Source organism: Bacillus sanguinis, assembly GCF_018332475.1.
GTDB lineage: Bacteria > Bacillota > Bacilli > Bacillales > Bacillaceae_G > Bacillus_A > Bacillus_A sanguinis.
Genome location: NZ_BOQB01000013.1, coordinates 72,155 through 89,235 on the forward strand (window position 1 = coordinate 72,155; position 17,081 = coordinate 89,235).

Annotated in this window: 12 protein-coding genes and 1 riboswitch; of the genes, 8 read left to right on the top strand and 4 right to left on the bottom strand. The window is 37.8% G+C overall.

Annotated elements, in window-relative coordinates; genetic code table 11:
- Positions 1 to 163: 163 nt before the first annotated feature.
- The 3 genes from cydA (at position 164) to KI369_RS01960 (ending at position 4,246) form a co-directional block, all read left to right on the top strand.
- On the top strand, positions 164 to 1,519 hold the full coding sequence (cydA, locus tag KI369_RS01950) for a cytochrome ubiquinol oxidase subunit I (RefSeq protein WP_000381957.1): 1,356 nt from the start codon (positions 164 to 166) through the stop codon (positions 1,517 to 1,519).
- Positions 1,512 to 2,537, top strand: a complete 1,026-nt coding sequence (locus KI369_RS01955) for a cytochrome d ubiquinol oxidase subunit II (protein WP_071723582.1) — start codon at positions 1,512 to 1,514, stop codon at positions 2,535 to 2,537. The genes cydA and KI369_RS01955 overlap by 8 nt, the downstream gene beginning before the upstream one ends.
- A 350-nt stretch (positions 2,538 to 2,887) precedes the next feature.
- Entirely contained in the window at positions 2,888 to 4,246 is a 1,359-nt protein-coding gene (locus KI369_RS01960) for an arsenic transporter (protein ID WP_212954895.1), read from the top strand.
- A 99-nt stretch (positions 4,247 to 4,345) separates the two neighbouring features.
- On the opposite strand, the gene thiC is transcribed toward KI369_RS01960, so the two are convergent.
- Together thiC and lldP are read right to left on the bottom strand one after the other, a co-directional pair.
- The gene (gene thiC / locus KI369_RS01965; protein WP_212954896.1) at positions 4,346 to 6,106 is read right to left on the bottom strand and encodes a phosphomethylpyrimidine synthase ThiC; all 1,761 of its coding nucleotides are present in this window, start codon (positions 6,104 to 6,106) and stop codon (positions 4,346 to 4,348) included.
- A gap of 112 nt (positions 6,107 to 6,218) precedes the next feature.
- A riboswitch (TPP riboswitch) is annotated at positions 6,219 to 6,334 on the bottom strand.
- Between the two features lie 71 nt (positions 6,335 to 6,405).
- A complete protein-coding gene (lldP, locus tag KI369_RS01970; protein WP_212954897.1) occupies positions 6,406 to 8,064 on the bottom strand; it encodes a lactate permease LctP family transporter in 1,659 nt (552 codons plus the stop codon).
- Positions 8,065 to 8,348: 284 nt separating this feature from the next.
- Here lldP and KI369_RS01975 point away from each other — a divergent pair, with 284 nt between their 5' ends.
- Complete coding sequence (locus tag KI369_RS01975) at positions 8,349 to 8,666, top strand: magnetosome magnetite crystal formation protein family (protein WP_212954898.1); 318 nt, start codon at positions 8,349 to 8,351, stop codon at positions 8,664 to 8,666.
- A 69-nt stretch (positions 8,667 to 8,735) separates the two neighbouring features.
- On the opposite strand, the gene KI369_RS01980 is transcribed toward KI369_RS01975, so the two are convergent.
- Positions 8,736 to 9,227 carry a metal-binding protein gene (locus KI369_RS01980; protein ID WP_212954899.1) on the bottom strand — a complete coding sequence of 164 codons (492 nt, stop codon included), beginning with the start codon at positions 9,225 to 9,227 and terminating at the stop codon, positions 8,736 to 8,738.
- 50 nt (positions 9,228 to 9,277) lie between these two features.
- The gene (locus tag KI369_RS01985; protein ID WP_000435500.1) at positions 9,278 to 9,643 is read right to left on the bottom strand and encodes a YkvA family protein; all 366 of its coding nucleotides are present in this window, start codon (positions 9,641 to 9,643) and stop codon (positions 9,278 to 9,280) included.
- A gap of 547 nt (positions 9,644 to 10,190) precedes the next feature.
- Here KI369_RS01985 and KI369_RS01990 point away from each other — a divergent pair.
- The 4 genes from KI369_RS01990 to KI369_RS02005 all read left to right on the top strand — a co-directional run bounded on the left by KI369_RS01990 (position 10,191) and on the right by KI369_RS02005 (position 17,038).
- Positions 10,191 to 12,119 carry an LTA synthase family protein gene (locus KI369_RS01990; protein WP_212954900.1) on the top strand — a complete coding sequence of 643 codons (1,929 nt, stop codon included), beginning with the start codon at positions 10,191 to 10,193 and terminating at the stop codon, positions 12,117 to 12,119.
- 528 nt (positions 12,120 to 12,647) lie between these two features.
- The gene (locus tag KI369_RS01995) at positions 12,648 to 13,532 is read left to right on the top strand and encodes a D-amino-acid transaminase (protein WP_212954901.1); all 885 of its coding nucleotides are present in this window, start codon (positions 12,648 to 12,650) and stop codon (positions 13,530 to 13,532) included.
- Between the two features lie 209 nt (positions 13,533 to 13,741).
- Positions 13,742 to 15,481, top strand: a complete 1,740-nt coding sequence (locus KI369_RS02000; RefSeq protein ID WP_212954902.1) for a C40 family peptidase — start codon at positions 13,742 to 13,744, stop codon at positions 15,479 to 15,481.
- A gap of 345 nt (positions 15,482 to 15,826) precedes the next feature.
- Complete coding sequence (locus KI369_RS02005; protein ID WP_212954903.1) at positions 15,827 to 17,038, top strand: NupC/NupG family nucleoside CNT transporter; 1,212 nt, start codon at positions 15,827 to 15,829, stop codon at positions 17,036 to 17,038.
- Positions 17,039 to 17,081 lie beyond the last annotated feature (43 nt).

Consider the following 17,081-nt stretch of genomic DNA (forward strand, 5'->3'; position numbering starts at 1 on the left):
ACAAACAAAATATTATTAAACACTAACTTCTTTCTATTCCAAATATTCAATCAACATATTACCATATCCACTTTTTAAATACATATATATTTTTGGTAGTTTTTTTGAATAAATCTTCCAATTCAATCAGAAAATAATGGCAAAAAAGAAGAGGAGTTTACATATGGATACGGTAACATTAGCAAGAGCATTTTTCGGTTCTTCACTAGCATTCCACATTATCTTCGCAACACTTGGCGTGGGACTTTCATTAATGATTTTTATAAGCGAAATACTCTACCACTGGAAGAAAGATTCCGATTACGCCATTATGGCGAAAAGATGGACAAAGGCGTTTGCCATCCTTCTTGGTGTAGCAATTCCAACTGGAACAATTGTTGGTGTGCAAATCTCACTTCTTTGGCCTGGTTTTGCCAAAATTGTTGGACAGGTGATTTCTGTTCCCTTTCAAATTGAGATTTTCGCTTTCTTTCTAGAGGCTTTGTTCATGTCCATTTATGTATATGCAGCTGACAAACTACCTCCATTCATGAGATTAATCTCGCTATTCTTCGTCATGATTGGTGCCACGGCATCCGCCGTGCTTATTACATCAGCAAATACATGGATGAATACACCCGCAGGCTTTTCAATGGGGCCAGATGGATCAGTTTTTAACGTTGATCCGTGGAAAGCTTTCTTTAATCCGAGTTTTGGCACAAGCGCATTCCACGTTGTGATTACAGCCTATGCAACTGGAGCTGCCGTCATTGCCTCTATCGCTGGATTTAAATTATTAAAGAAGAATTTAAGTAAACGCGAAGTCGCATACCATAAAAAAGGACTACTGTTAGGACTCGTCGTGACATTTATTACAGGTGCTACGATGTGGCTTTCGGGACATGAATCAGCAATTGCCTTACATAAGCATTCTCCTGAGAAACTTGCATCTGCTGAAGCTTTATTTGAAACGACATCACATGCACCGTTATCAATTGGCGGAGTCGTAGACCCTAACACACTGGAACTAAACTATGCACTAGAAATTCCGAACATGCTTAGCCTACTAGTGGGACTAGATCCTAGCACTGTCGTAAAAGGACTAAATGAATTCCCGCAAGAAACATGGCCACCATTTTACACACATACATTATTCAACTTAATGGTCGGCACCGCTGCCTTTACTTTTGCAGTTGCAGCAATCGCCCTCTTATATTGGTACTTTGTTTACCGAAAAAAAGGAGCCGAACTACCGAAGTGGCTTCTTTGGGGAGCTGCCGCATGTGGACCAGTTATGATGCTCGGTATTGAATTCGGGTGGATTTTCAGCTGTAGTGGTCGTCAACCGTGGACCATTTACGGTATGCAACGTACAGTCGATGCTTCTACACGCGCTGATTTTGTCGGTCCTTTATTTATTCTATTCATCATTTTATATATTGGACTCGGTATTTTAACAGTCTTTGTGCTACGGACATTCTTTAAGAAACATCCCCTTACAAATGATTTACATCACGAAGGAGGCGATTCTCGTGCATGAGGAAAGTATTGCAATCATCATCTTATGGGCCCTTATTTTCGTATACAGTATATTAGGATCCATCGATTTTGGAGCAGGTTTTTGGGGCATGGTATACGCAAAACATCCAACGCTCGCTGCCAAGCTTGCCAACCGATACTTATCACCGACTTGGGAAGTAACAAATACGTTTCTCGTCTTTGTCGTTGTCGCATTTCTTGGCTTCTTTCCGAAAGCAGCCTTTACTCTTGCGACAGTAATGTTCGTACCCGTTATGTTAATTTTAGTACTCGTGGCAATTCGCAGTACATTTATGGTATTTGCTTATTCTCTGCCGAAGTACCAACACCTTCTTCGTATTATTTCAGGTATTACAGGACTCTTAATTCCAGCCCTATTAATTACCGTGTTACCCGTTACAGAAGGTGCCTATATTACAATGTCTGAAGGAAAAGAAGTACTCCTGTATGGAAAACTTCTTTCAAGTCCTGTTATTTATTGTTATATGCTCTTTGGACTAACTTCGGAACTATTTCTATCTTCTCTCTTTCTTGCTGATTTTGCGAGAGAACAAGGTTCAGAAGATGCATATAAAATTTATAGAAGAAACGCGATCATCCTTGGTCCTGCAACGCTCGTTACGGCGATTATCGCCCTCGTTGTAATGGATCCAGAAACACACTGGCTTATGCAAGGACTAATAAAGCAATTCCCATGGTTTACAGTTTCTATCGTTTTATTCGTTATCGGGTACTCTTCTCTCTGGTGGACAAACAAGAAGTATGACACACTAGGATACCCTCGTATTGCCGTTTTAGCAGTCGTCGCTCAATATGCATTTGCAAGTTATGCTTACGGTGTTGCGCATTTACCGTATATTATTTATCCTGATGTAACTGTATTTACAAGCTTTACAACGGTCGAAACATTCTATGCATTGCTTATTCTATACGCAATTGGGATTGCAATTTTATTACCAGGATTTATTTTCTTCTGGAATTTATTCTTGAAGGATCGAACTTTTTTGAAGGAAAAATAATATAGTGAGGAGTCTGTTCCAAAAGGCATTTTGGGATGGGCTTCTTTTGTCATGTTTTGTCGATAAGTCGATATATTTTAAAAATCGCTGATATATTTTAAGTTGCGCCGATATATCTCCATAATCACCCATATAAATTTCATTTACTATCTTACTGCCCCACTAATTTATAGACTCCTCTCACAATAGTTATTTCACTATTCGTGACACTTGTCCTTTCGCTTGAAAAACACATATTCGCTTCATTCCATTATACGTCTAGTTCTTCTTATTTTTTGCTGAATATACTATCAATACAAACTTGAGACAAGCTACATTTGTTCAAGGGAAAATAGAAAGGTAGGCAAAATATGAGCATTGAAATATGGATTACTATTATTGTATTCTTCTTAACGATGATTGTTATCTTTTGGCGACCCCGTGGTTTAAATGAGGCGTGGCCGGCAGCAATTGGTGCTGGCATTATCTTGATTACTGGACTTGTATCAAAGCCAGACGTCATGGACATTATTAGTAAAATTGGCGGTGCCTCTATAACAATATTAGCGACCATCGTTATGGCGGTTATATTAGAAAGCTTCGGCTTCTTCCACTGGTCCGCAGCGAAACTTGCAAATTTAGCACAAGGCTCCGGTCGCCGTTTATACTGGTATATTCAATTATTATGTTTTCTGATGACTCTTTTATTTAATAACGACGGCAGTATTTTAATTACAACTCCAATCCTAATTTTACTACTGAGAAACCTTAAATTAAAACCTCATCAACAAATCCCTTATTTATTAAGTGGTGCTTTAATCGCCACTGCCTCTAGTGCGCCAATTGGTGTAAGTAATATCGTAAACTTAATCGCATTAAATATTGTGAATATGACTCTTTATATGCATACTGCTATGATGTTTGTACCTGCAACATTAGGATTATTATTTATGTCATGGCTTATGTACACAGTTTTAAAGAAAAAACTACCAGAGAAATTACCTGTTTCTTCATATGATATCGAAGAAATGTTCTTCACAAAAAACTTCCATCCGTTAAAAGGAAAAAATTCTGTTGATACGAAACAAAAACGGACAAAATTCATGCTAAAAGTATTAGGATTTGTCTTCCTTATGCGCTGTCTTCTATTCGTTGCATCCTTCTTATCCATTCCAATTGAAATTGTTGCCGTACTCGGTTCACTCGTTCTTCTCATCTGGAGATGGTACTACTTACGAACGAACCCTGTCGACATTTTGAAAAAGACACCATGGCACATTTTAATTTTCGCATTCTCTATGTACGTCATTATTTACGGGCTTCATAACGCAGGGTTAACAGCTGCGCTTGTAAATTGGCTTGAGCCAGTTGTAAGTCAGCATCTACTCTATGCTAGTTTTGCAATGGGCGGACTCGTTTCCCTCCTCTCTAACATCTTCAATAATCACCCTGCACTTATGATTGGGACCATTACGTTAACAGAAATGGGACTAGATCCAGTCACATTAAAAACTATCTATCTCGCAAATATCATTGGTAGTGACATCGGTTCACTATTATTACCAATCGGTACACTAGCTTCCCTCATTTGGATGTATATCCTGAAACAAAACAAAATTAAAGTAAAATGGAAAGACTATTTAAGTGTATCCCTTATCGTTATTCCGCTCACAACAGTCGTCACCTTATTCCTCTTATACTACTGGGTACACTTATTCTTCGCCTTATAAAATAGAAGCCCGCTTTGCTACCGTCTTAGCAAAGCGGGCTTCTTCTATATTTAAGTTAGGTACTACAGTGTGATCAATCAAGTAAAGAGGTGGAACGTGTTATTGGTATAAATGACTACCAGTGTCTTTAAATTCTTTCGCTTTCTCTTTCATCCCTTTTTCAATTGCTTCTGTCGTTTCTAAATCGTTGTCTTTCGCATATTCACGAATATCATGTGAAATTCTCATACTACAAAACTTCGGTCCACACATTGAGCAGAAATGAGCCGTTTTCGCGCCTTCTGCTGGCAATGTTTCATCGTGATATTCCATCGCACGTTCAGGATCTAAAGATAAATTAAATTGATCGCGCCAACGGAATTCAAAGCGAGCTTTTGAAAGTGCATCATCACGCTGATGAGCCGTTTTGTGCCCTTTCGCAAGATCAGCTGCATGTGCAGCAATTTTGTACGTAATAACACCCGTGCGAACATCATCTTTATTCGGTAAACCTAAATGTTCTTTCGGCGTTACATAACAAAGCATCGCTGTTCCAAACCAGCCAATCATCGCAGCTCCAATTGCCGATGTAATATGGTCATAACCTGGTGCAATATCTGTCGTTAACGGCCCAAGTGTATAGAACGGCGCTCCCTGACAAATATCAAGCTCTTTCTCCATATTCTCTTTAATTAAATGCATCGGTACATGCCCAGGTCCCTCGATCATCACTTGCACATCATGTTTCCAAGCAATCTTCGTTAATTCACCCAGTGTTTCAAGCTCAGAAAACTGCGCTTCGTCATTTGCATCCGCAATAGACCCTGGACGTAATCCATCTCCAAGAGAGAACGAAACGTCGTACTGCTTCATAATTTCACAAATCTCTTCAAAGTGAGTATATAGGAAGTTTTCTTTATGATGGAATAAACACCACTGCGCCATAATTGAACCACCACGTGAAACGATACCTGTCGTACGCTTTGCAGTAATTGGAATGTAACGAAGTAATACGCCCGCGTGAATCGTAAAGTAATCAACACCTTGCTCCGCCTGCTCAATTAACGTATCACGATACACTTCCCACGTTAAATCTTCTGCAATTCCGTTTACTTTTTCCAGCGCTTGATAAATCGGTACAGTTCCAACTGGTACAGGCGCGTTACGAATAATCCACTCACGCGTCGTATGAATATTTTTACCTGTAGATAAATCCATAATCGTATCTGCACCCCAGCGCGTTGCCCACGTCATCTTCTCTACTTCTTCTGCGATAGAAGAAGATACAGCAGAGTTTCCGATATTTGCATTGACCTTCACGTGGAAATTACGTCCGATAATCATCGGCTCTGCTTCCGGATGATTAATATTCGCTGGTAAAATAGCACGCCCTTCTGCGATTTCCTTACGAACAAACTCTGGCTCTACTCCTTCACGAATCGCAACATATTCCATCTCAGACGTAATGATGCCATTGCGCGCATAATGCATTTGCGTAACATTTGCACCTTGCTTTGCTCTAAGCGGTTTGCGATCCATTTGCGGGAAAACAGGTGTGTGTTTCGAAGCCACCTTCACACCGTCATCCTCTGGTTTCACTTCACGCCCTTCGTATGCTTCTACATCTCCGCGCTGCACAATCCAAGAGTGGCGCGGCGCCTGTAACCCTTTTTCCAGCTCCACCTTATACGCAGGATCTGTATAAGGGCCGCTCGTATCATATACACGAATTGGTGGATTTGGAACGCCGTTTGTATCGCTTTGTTCAATCTCACGCATCGGCACTTTCATACCTTCTCGTGTTCCATCCACATACACTTTCTTACTTCCTGGTAAACTCGATTTCAATTCAATTTGCTCAGCTGAAACAGACTGTTTCATAACCTTTGTTGCCCCCCTGTACGTGACAAGGACGAGATATGGCCAGCGTATGCCAAAATAAAAAGAGCCAGGTCCATAAAAAAATAAGGACCTGGCTCATAAAGACATCATTATGTAAAGCCGTTAACTTCCCTACGCTGGTACGAGCCAGATCAGGTCCAAAGGGTTAAGAAGTTCACGCGCTTCTCTCTCAGCCTACGCATATGTTAGGCACCCCTAGTTTATCACTGATTTAATTTTCAATACTTTCCCATCATACACGATAATCTGAAAAATGCAAAGTTTATTTCTTTTGCTCTTTATGGAATCATCCACGTTAAATAATATGCCTGCACATACGTCATAATCCCAACAATTATTACGAAGAATAAACTATGCTTCACTGTAAAGCGGAATAAATCTGATTCTTTTCCAGCAAGTCCAACTGCCGCACAAGCGATCGCAATCGATTGCGGAGAAATCATTTTTCCTGTTACACCGCCCGTTGTATTTGCTGCAACGAGAAGTACTTCAGATACACCGACTTGCTGCGCGGTAATCGCTTGTAAATTCGAGAACAGTGCATTCGCTGACGTATCTGATCCTGTTAAAAACACACCGATCCAGCCTAAGAATGGTGAGAAGAACGGGAATAGTCCGCCTGTTCCAGCAAGCGCTAACGCTAGTGTAGAAGATAAACCAGAATAATTTGCGATAAATGCGAATCCTAATACGAATCCGATAGATAGAATTGGCATCTTAAGCTCATTTAGCGTTTCTTTAAATGTTACTACTGCATCTTTTGCACTCATTTTCAAAATAAAGATAGAAATGATACAAGCAATTAAAATTGCTGTTCCCGTCGCTGATAAAATATCTAATTTCAAGATTGCTTCATAAGGTGTCGGTTTATTTACAATTGGCTCTGCTTTCATTACTAGATTGTGTAAGCCTGGAACCTCAAACTTAAACACAAGGTTTTCCAATGCGCCACCTGGAGCAAATAATGCTTTAAAGAAACTTTGACTCCAAATGACTACCATAACTGTTAATACGATAAATGGAGACCATGCCTTTACTACTTTTCCTAACGTTAATTTTGGCATCGATGCCGCCGTTGTTGCGGCTACTTCACTATCTGCTTGCCCGGACTGATAGATTTCTTTCGGTTGCCATACTTTTAAGAAGAGCGCTAAACTAACTAAACTTACAAGTGCAGACGTAATATCCGGAAGTTCTGGTCCTAAGAACGTCGCCGTAATGAACTGCGTAATGGCAAATGAGCTACCCGCTACAAGTAAAGCAGGCCACGTTTGTCTTACCCCTTTCAACCCGTCCATTAAAAATACGATAAAGAATGGAACAAATAATGATAAGAACGGTAATTGATGTCCAGCCATTTGTCCAATTTTATGTGGATCAATACCTGTTACTTGTCCAGCAACTGTAATCGGAATTCCCATCGCTCCGAACGCTACTGGTGCCGTATTTGCGATTAAACAAAGACCTGCTGCATACAAAGGATTTAACCCAAGACCTGCAAGAAGTGCTGCCGTAATCGCTACTGGTGCACCAAATCCTGCTGCCCCTTCTAAAAATGCTCCGAATGAAAAACCGATTAAAATAACGAGTAAACGATGGTCATTTGTAATAGATAATACAGATGCACGAATCACATCGAATTGACCTGTTTTCACAGATATTTTATATAAAAATACCGACATAATGATAATCCAAGCAATTGGCCATAGTCCGTATAAAAAACCATATCCAGTCGCTGCCATTGCCATCTTGAACGGCATCTTATAAGCGAATAATGCCACTAAAATTGTAAGTACAACTGTAATAAATCCTGCCACATACCCCTTCATGCGGAAAACTGCTAAAGCTAAGAAAAAAAAGATAATCGGAATAAGTGCGACCGCTGCCGAAATCCAAATGTTTCCGAACGGATCATAAACTTGTGTCCATGTGTTCATTGTTCTCTCCCCCTAAAGAATCCCCTTTTAAATAGAATAAACTTATCAATAGACTATCAGGTCATCATACCTTTAAGTCTAAAATAAAAAAACGCTTAAGAAAACGTTTTCATTAATTCTATCACAACAATTTCCATTTAGAAAGATTTTTTTGAAAATTTCATTATTTACTATAGAAATCTTACAAAAACGTCACGTTCTTGTAATGTTCATCGATAGGAAGCTCGCTAAATCTCCTGCATAATAAAGGTATAACAACGGACATTATTTATGAGGTGATATATATGAACGGAAACAAAATATTAGCAGCTTTATCATACTTTAGTGTATTATTTGCTCCTATCTTATTCCCTATTATTGTGTGGATTGTGGGCGATTCTGAAACAAAACCACACGCAAAACGTGCTCTATGGACACACATCATTCCAAGCATCGCTTCATTTATTGGATTTGCTATTCTAGGAATTATGGGTATTGGATCAAATCAACCAGATGTAACACTTGGAATCGGTACAATGATTGTCTTATGCATTTGCGGAATTATTAGCCTATACTACTTCATTTGGAACATCGTAAAAGGTATTAAAGTACTGAAAGCTTAATTTCCTTTTTAAACAAACGTTTGATTAATAAGAAAAAACCGTCCCAAAATATCTTTTAGGACGGTTTTTTTATCTTCTGCGTTTCTTCTTTTTTCTCATCATCTTCTTGCGGCGCGTATTCACTTTATCCGCTATAATGTGAAGCGTGCTTGCCACAACAATTCCCATTACGAACGTTACAATTTCAACCTCATGCTGCTTCGCAAGTTCTATTAAATTCCCGTCAAGTGCGATTATATTTAATAGGAATAAAAATGGAGAAAACACAATTAACATGTATGCAATACGAATCACATCACCAAGTATAATTGTATGTGTAAAGAAGGAGCGATGCGGCATTACCTTCTTATACGGATACCAAAATATACGTAAGAATCCCCATTTATTATACGCATTACTATACGTATCTAAATCCGGCGTTAAAAATGTAGTACCTACTAAAAAGCCAATTGCAAAAGTTAATAAAAAATCAAAATTGGTTAATCCATACGAAAAGAGCATAAACAAAACAACCGGAAGGGATATTAAGTTTATTTTCGTATGCGTTCTTCCTGATGGCATAATGCACTTCCTCGCTTACGTTCCCCCTGTCACCATATGACAGTTCTCACCTATTGATCTAATTTCTGATCGATAAAGGATGTGTCTATATCCGAACCAAACCATTCTGCCAACTTCACTCGTGCCTTATCTTTCACCTCTTCATTGACGTATAACGACGCTTGTAATAGCGCAGCCATCAACGCCCCTAAATCATCTGTATAACCAACTCCAGCAATGAAATCTGGGATGGCATCAATTGGTGCAATAAAATAAGCAAGTGCTCCAATCACAATAATTTTCACTCGCTTTGGAACATCAGGTCTTTGCAAAACGTAAAACAATAATAAACTTGCATAAATAACCGACTGCCCTGCTTGCTTTGCAACATGTTTTGCTTTCTTCCAAAACGCTTCAACTGAAAATTTTTGTTCCATGTGAAAGCCTCCCTATTTTTAAAAAAGAAATAAGCTACAATATGTTATCAGTAAAAGTTCATCAAAATTACACATAATCTATCAATGAACTTTTATTGTAACAAACAAACCAAAAAAGAACAAGTGTTCGTTAATTTTTCCATACTTTCCTTCATATAATAGGTTTCTAGATAACCGCTTACCCATCGTCATTTCTTATTTCTCAACAAAGAAAATTTTCAATTTCACTTAACATTCTGCTCTACCTTTGTTATATTTTCTAGTTGACGGACATATAAACGAGTGTTAAAGTTTTCTCTGGTAGTGACAAATCTCATACAAAAAATGTAAAATGTTATAGTGTTTCTCAGAAATGAATTTTGTTGTATAATACAGAAATGACGTTATGCTTATGAGCAACACAAGAAACCAAAAGGGTATGCATAGTTATAGTCGTATATGGGTGAGTATAGAACCTCTAATTATGGCCAAGAAAACTATGTATTTTTTATTTTAGCATTTTTCGCTCCAAAATCGACCAAGCCTGATAGAGAAAGGGTGGAAATGAATGAAAGAAACCTTGAAATCACAATTTCAAAATGTGCGTTTCACTGTATTCGTAGCTTTAGCCTTATGGTTGAAGACGTATCTTATTACACGCACAAGCTTTGATTTAAAACTTGAATCTTTCATGCAAGAATTCATTTTATTCCTTAGCCCATTAGCAGCATCATTACTGCTTGTTGGTCTTGCATTATTTGCAAAAGGGAAAAAACGTAACTATATAGCACTTGGAATTAATTTTGTTTTAACAATCGTTCTTGTTGGTAACGTAATGTTCTACGGATTCTACAATGACTTCGTTACTTTACCAGTACTAGGACAAACATCTAACTTTGGAAGTTTAGGTTCTAGTGTGAAAGAATTGTTCAACTACAAAATCATCCTTGCATTTGCTGATATTATCGTATTCTTCATTTTATTGAAGAAGAAGAAAAGCTTTGCACCGACAGAGCGTGTAGCACGCCCAATGCGTTCCCTATATTTCGTGTCAACAGTTGCTATTTTCTTCGTAAACTTAGGACTGGCAGAAGCTGAGCGTCCAGAACTATTAACACGTTCATTCGACCGTGTTATGCTTGTTAAAAATTTAGGTTTATATGTACACCAAGTGTATGACCTTGGCTTACAAGCAAAATCAAGTTCACAAAAAGCATTTGCTGACGGTAGTAAATTACAGGAAACAGAGAACTACGTAAAAACAACGCAAAGTAAACCAGATCCAAATATGTTTGGTACTGCAAAAGGAAAAAACGTAATTGTTGTCTCTCTTGAGTCATTACAAACATTCTTAATTGGTGCAACAGTTAACGGACAAGAAGTTACACCATTCTTAAACCAATTTACGAAAGAAAGTTATTACTTTGATAACTTCTTCCATCAAACTGGGCAAGGAAAAACATCAGATGCTGAATTCTTAGTAGATACTTCAATGTACCCACTAGACCGTGGTGCTGTATTCTTCACACACGGTACTAACGAATATACAGCAACTCCAGAAATTTTACGCGAGCAAGGATATCACACATCAGTATTCCACGCGAACAACGCAACTTTCTGGAACCGTAACATTATGTATCCGGCACTTGGTTATGACCGTTACTACAACGAGCTTGACTACAAGATTACGCCAGAAACAAAATTAAATTGGGGATTAAAAGATATCGAATACTTCGATCAATCTATCGATATGTTAAAAGAAGTGAAGCAACCGTTCTACACTCGCTTCCTTACATTAACAAACCATTACCCATTCACTTATGATGAAAACACGAAATTAATCGATGAATACAATTCTGGTGATGGCGTATTTGACCGTTACATGGTAACTGCTCGCTATTTAGACGAAGCAATGAAACACTTTATTGAGCGCCTAAAAGCAGAAGGCATTTACGACAACTCAGTTATCGTATTCTACGGTGATCACTATGGTATTTCTGAAAACCATAACCGTGCAATGGCACAGTTCTTAGGAAAAGAAGAAATCACTACATTTGACCATATGAACTTACAAAAAACACCGATGTTTATTCACGTTCCAGGTCAAAAAGAAGGTAAAACAATTTCAAAACCAACTGGTGAAATTGATATTAAACCAACAATTCTAAACTTACTTGGTGTAGATTCTACGAATCAAATTCAATTCGGTCATGATGTATTCTCACCAGACAATAAAGGATTCGTTGTTCTTCGTGACGGTAGCTTCGTTACAGATAAGTACATGTACACGAACAGTACATTCTACGACCGTACTACTGGTGAAGTTGTACAACTGCCAAAAGAAGAATCTCAACCACTCATTGATCGTGCCCAAAATGAATTGAACATGTCTGACAAAATCATTGAAGGTGACTTACTTCGCTTCTCTGAAAGTAACAAGACCAAAACTGGTGAAGTAAAGACAGCTATTAAAGAAGAAAAGAAGAGCGCTGAGTAATCTCAGCCTCTTTTTTTTATATTTCTCCATACAATTACTTATATTCATTAACTTTAACATTACATAACCTTTACCAAATATTCACATGGAATTAATGAAACATCTCTATAATAAAATATGTAAACGAGATTCTCTATATTTCTTATCTCTCATCTGTAATAAGATCCCTTAAAGAAATATGTGAATCGTTTATTTCTACTTTCTTATAATTGTCTTTCAACATGTTTTGTTTCCATACACAAAACATTTAATAAGACGATGTCCCTATGAAAGATAGCTACCCTCCTTGTGCAGCATTCCATAAGAATGTTGCTTTTTTTTATTTAAAAGCAGGATTCTTATTTCTCATTTTCGAATTTGTATATACAAAATGCTGTAAATCACTACTACTTCTCTACAATTTACAAATACATATACGTCATATGTAAAGAATTACTCACATAAAAATTACTATAAGGACTTTATTCCACTATTAGTACACAGACCGAACGAATTAAAGCTTCACTTTACTTATGCACTTACGAAAGGATGGGACGGCAATTGGCATATGAAAGATTTGTACTTTGGAATGATACAGTTATTGATACAACGAAACAAAAAACGTACATAGAACTTGAAGAAAGAGGCTTGCAGTTTGGAGATGGTGTCTACGAGGTTATTCGCCTATATAAAGGGAACTTTCACTTATTAGATCCACATATCACAAGATTATATCGCTCCATGGAAGAAATAGAATTATCACTTCCTTTCTCAAAAGCAGAACTTATTATCCTACTTTACAAACTAATTGAAAATAATAATTTCCACGAAGATGGAACGATTTATTTACAAGTATCTCGTGGTGTACAAGCTCGTTCCCATACATTCTCATATGATGTCCCTCCGACAATCTATGCCTATATTACGAAGAAAGAAAGACCAGCTTTATGGATTGAATATGGTGTACGTGCTATATCAGAACCAGATACACGCTGGCTACGCTGTGATATCAAATCATTAAATTTATTACCCAATGTATTAGCTGCTACGAAAGCTGAGCGCAAAGGTTGTAAAGAGGCCCTTTTCGTACGAAATGGTACCGTAACTGAGGGCAGCTGTTCTAATTTCTTTCTCATAAAAAATGGAACTCTCTATACACATCCAGCCAATCACCTTATTTTAAATGGAATCATTCGTCAATATGTCCTTTCTTTAGCGAAAACACTTCGCATTCCGGTACAAGAAGAACTTTTCAGCATTCGTGATGTTTATCAAGCAGATGAATGCTTCTTTACAGGAACGACGATTGAAATTTTGCCGATGACTCACCTTGATGGAACTGCAATTCAAGATGGTCAAGTTGGCCCTATCACAAAAATGCTACAAAGATCATTTTCTCAAAGCTTGTTACAATCCAATATGTCATCTTCTTAAACACGTATAATTTCTATCCTTTCTACATTCAATATATGTATTTAAATGGAAATCAAGGTATAGATTTATGCCTTGATTTTTTTTGTAATCTTTTTGTCATATTCAGATTCCCGCATAAGTCTTGACAGTAATCGACATGCTCTTTAGAATTTTTAACAGTTGGTAAATATTTCTTCACTACATTACAGACAGAAAGGAATCGACAAATTATGAAAAAATACCTTGCCGGTCTTGCGGCAGTGTCTGTAGCAGGAGGAGCAGCACCTACACTTGATAGTGTTCAAGCTGCCCCTGAACAAAATACACAAAAAGCTGCTACAACTGTCCAAGCTTCAGCATCAAACAGCTCATCTTATACGGTAAACACTAGCGTATTACATGTTCGTGCAGGATCAAGTACTTCTCACGACATCATCTCGCGTGTTTATAACGGTCAATCACTAAACGTGATTGGCGAAGAAAATGGTTGGTTCAAAATTAACATTAATGGACAAACAGGATTTGTTAGTGGCGAATTTGTATCAAAAAATGGAGCAAGCAATTCTAATGTAAGTACAACAGGTGGAAACAATAAAGTTACTGCTGATGTATTACGTGTACGTACAGCTCCAAACACTTCTAGTTCTGTTTCAGGACGTGTATATGAAGGACAAGCTTTAAACGTAATTGGTCAAGAAAATGGTTGGGTGAAAATCAATCATAATGGACAAGTTGGTTATGTAAGTAGCGAATTCGTATCTGGCGTTTCTTCTAATGCAGGTTCTTCAAACAACAATACGAATAATAACAACCAAGAATCTGTAAAACCAGCAAGCGGAAACTATACAGTAAATGTATCTTCCCTTCGTGTTCGTACAGGTCCTAGCACTTCTCACACAACTGTAGCTTCTGTTACAAAAGGACAAGTTGTACAAGTTGTTGGCGAAGTTCAAGATTGGTTCAAAATCAATTATGCAGGACAAACAGCTTACGTAAGCAAAGACTACGTAACAAAAGGCGGTTCTAGCGATAACGCTACACAAGGAAACAACCAAAATAATAATCAAAATAATAATGTAACTGTTCAAACTGGTGGTACTTACGTTGTTAACGCAACATCTCTACGCGTTCGCACAGGCCCTGCTACTTACCATAGCGTAATTGGTGGCGTATTAAATGGTACGACATTAAACGTAATTGGCTCTGAAGGTAGCTGGTTTAAAGTTAACTATCAAGGAAAAACAGGCTACGTTAGTAGCGAATTTATGAAATTCGTTAAAGGTGGCACTACTACTCCTGAGCAACCAAAACAACCTGAACAACCTAATCAAGGTGCAATTGGTGACTACTACATTAATGCTTCTGCCTTAAATGTACGTAGTGGTGAAGGCACAAATTATAGAATCATAGGCGCACTTCCACAAGGACAGAAGGTTCAAGTAATCTCTGAAAACTCTGGATGGAGCAAAATTAATTACAACGGTCAAACTGGTTATATCGGAACACGTTATCTTTCTAAAACACCAGTTGGGGGCGCAGTAGATAATAAGCCTAACAACAACCAAAATAACAATCAAAACAATAACAACAATACAGGTAATAATAGCGGCAACAGTTCTTCCATACTTGCATATGCAAAAGGAATGCAAGGCGTACCATACGTTTGGGGCGGAACTTCTGCTAACGGTGTGGACTGCAGTGGCTACATCTACCACGTATTTAAGAAATTTGGTCATAACATTAGCCGTCAAAGTGTTGCGGGATATTGGGGTAGCCTACCACAAACTTCAAATCCACAACCAGGCGACTTAATTTATTTCCAAAACACTTATAAATCGGGTCCTTCTCACATGGGTATTTACCTTGGGGGCGGATCATTTATCCAAGCTGGAGATAAAGGTGTAGCAATCGCTTCGTTAAGTAACTCTTATTGGAAGAGCCATTTCTTAGGATACACGAAAGCACCTTAATTAATAGTTTCAAAGCCTTCTAGATTACTAGAAGACTTTTTTTAATGTGTATAACCTATTTCTCCGAAAAAATAATGTATCTATTTTCCTATTTTATACACCATATTCTACAATAATGATCCATAACGTTATCATAATGTATACTTTTACATAAAAAACATAACCTATTTCATGTCTATTTATTTTATATGTGTTTTTTTAAAGAATTTTCTTTTTATTTAAACTTTTCGTTAGACGTTTGACCTCCGATGTCCATTATGATAAGTTACTTAAGATGTTATATTTGCAGAAGTATAGACAACTGTTTTATACATTTTTTTACTATGAGGAAGGAGCATACACTGCATGAATCTTTTATGGGGAATTGGCGGCGTGATTGGAGTATTAGCAATTGCTTTCTTACTATCTTCCAACCGCAAAGCTATTAATTGGCGCACAATTTTAATCGCGCTAGCATTACAAATGTCATTTTCATTTATCGTATTACGCTGGGATGCCGGTAAAGCAGGTTTAAAATACGCTGCGGACGGCGTTCAAGGATTAATTAATTTTTCTTACGAGGGAATTAAGTTCGTTGCTGGGGATTTAGTCAACGCAAAAGGCCCTTGGGGATTTGTTTTCTTCATTCAAGCACTACTTCCAATCGTATTTATTAGTTCATTAGTAGCAATCTTATATCATTTCGGTATTATGCAAAGATTTGTTAGTGTCGTTGGTGGCGCATTAAGTAAACTTCTTGGAACTTCTAAAGCAGAAAGTTTAAACTCAGTAACAACTGTGTTTTTAGGACAAACTGAAGCTCCAATCTTAATCAAACCTTACTTAGCACGTTTAACAAATAGTGAATTCTTCACTATTATGGTAAGCGGTATGACAGCTGTTGCTGGATCAGTTCTTGTCGGCTATGCAGCAATGGGTATTCCGTTAGAACACTTATTAGCAGCAGCAATTATGGCAGCTCCATCAAGTTTATTAATTGCGAAACTAATTATGCCAGAAACAGAAAAAGTAGATAATAACGTTGAACTTTCTACAGAACGTGAAGATGCAAACGTTATTGACGCAGCGGCACGTGGTGCATCTGAAGGTATGCAACTTGTTATTAACGTGGCAGCAATGTTAATGGCTTTCATCGCATTAATTGCTTTATTAAACGGTTTATTAGGACTAATTGGCTCTCTGTTCGATATTAAACTTAGCCTTGATTTAATCTTCGGTTACTTACTATCACCATTTGCAATTTTAATCGGGGTTTCTCCTGGTGAAGCTGTACAAGCAGCAAGCTTTATCGGTCAAAAACTTGCAATCAACGAATTCGTTGCATACGCAAACTTAGGACCACACATGGCAGAGTTCTCTGACAAAACAAATTTAATTTTAACATTCGCAATCTGTGGATTCGCAAACTTCTCTTCTATCGCAATTCAATTAGGTGTAACAGGAACATTGGCTCCTACTCGCCGTAAACAAATTGCACAATTAGGGATTAAAGCAGTTATCGCTGGTACACTAGCTAACTTCTTAAATGCAGCAGTTGCAGGTATGATGTTCCTATAAAATAAAGCAAAGTCCCCTCTTTCTAAAGAGGGGACTTTGCTTT

What these genes read in the sequence shown, in the direction of transcription:
- KI369_RS02005 (WP_212954903.1), top strand. Translation starts at nt 15,827, where the DNA reads ATGAATCTTTTATGGGGAATTGGCGGCGTGATTGGAGTATTAGCAATT.
- KI369_RS01990 (WP_212954900.1), top strand. Translation starts at nt 10,191, where the DNA reads ATGAAAGAAACCTTGAAATCACAATTTCAAAATGTGCGTTTCACTGTA.
- lldP (WP_212954897.1), bottom strand. Translation starts at nt 8,064, where the DNA reads ATGAACACATGGACACAAGTTTATGATCCGTTCGGAAACATTTGGATT.
- KI369_RS02000 (WP_212954902.1), top strand. Translation starts at nt 13,742, where the DNA reads ATGAAAAAATACCTTGCCGGTCTTGCGGCAGTGTCTGTAGCAGGAGGA.
- cydA (WP_000381957.1), top strand. Translation starts at nt 164, where the DNA reads ATGGATACGGTAACATTAGCAAGAGCATTTTTCGGTTCTTCACTAGCA.
- KI369_RS01975 (WP_212954898.1), top strand. Translation starts at nt 8,349, where the DNA reads ATGAACGGAAACAAAATATTAGCAGCTTTATCATACTTTAGTGTATTA.
- thiC (WP_212954896.1), bottom strand. Translation starts at nt 6,106, where the DNA reads ATGAAACAGTCTGTTTCAGCTGAGCAAATTGAATTGAAATCGAGTTTA.
- KI369_RS01960 (WP_212954895.1), top strand. Translation starts at nt 2,888, where the DNA reads ATGAGCATTGAAATATGGATTACTATTATTGTATTCTTCTTAACGATG.
- KI369_RS01985 (WP_000435500.1), bottom strand. Translation starts at nt 9,643, where the DNA reads ATGGAACAAAAATTTTCAGTTGAAGCGTTTTGGAAGAAAGCAAAACAT.
- KI369_RS01995 (WP_212954901.1), top strand. Translation starts at nt 12,648, where the DNA reads ATGGGACGGCAATTGGCATATGAAAGATTTGTACTTTGGAATGATACA.
- KI369_RS01980 (WP_212954899.1), bottom strand. Translation starts at nt 9,227, where the DNA reads ATGCCATCAGGAAGAACGCATACGAAAATAAACTTAATATCCCTTCCG.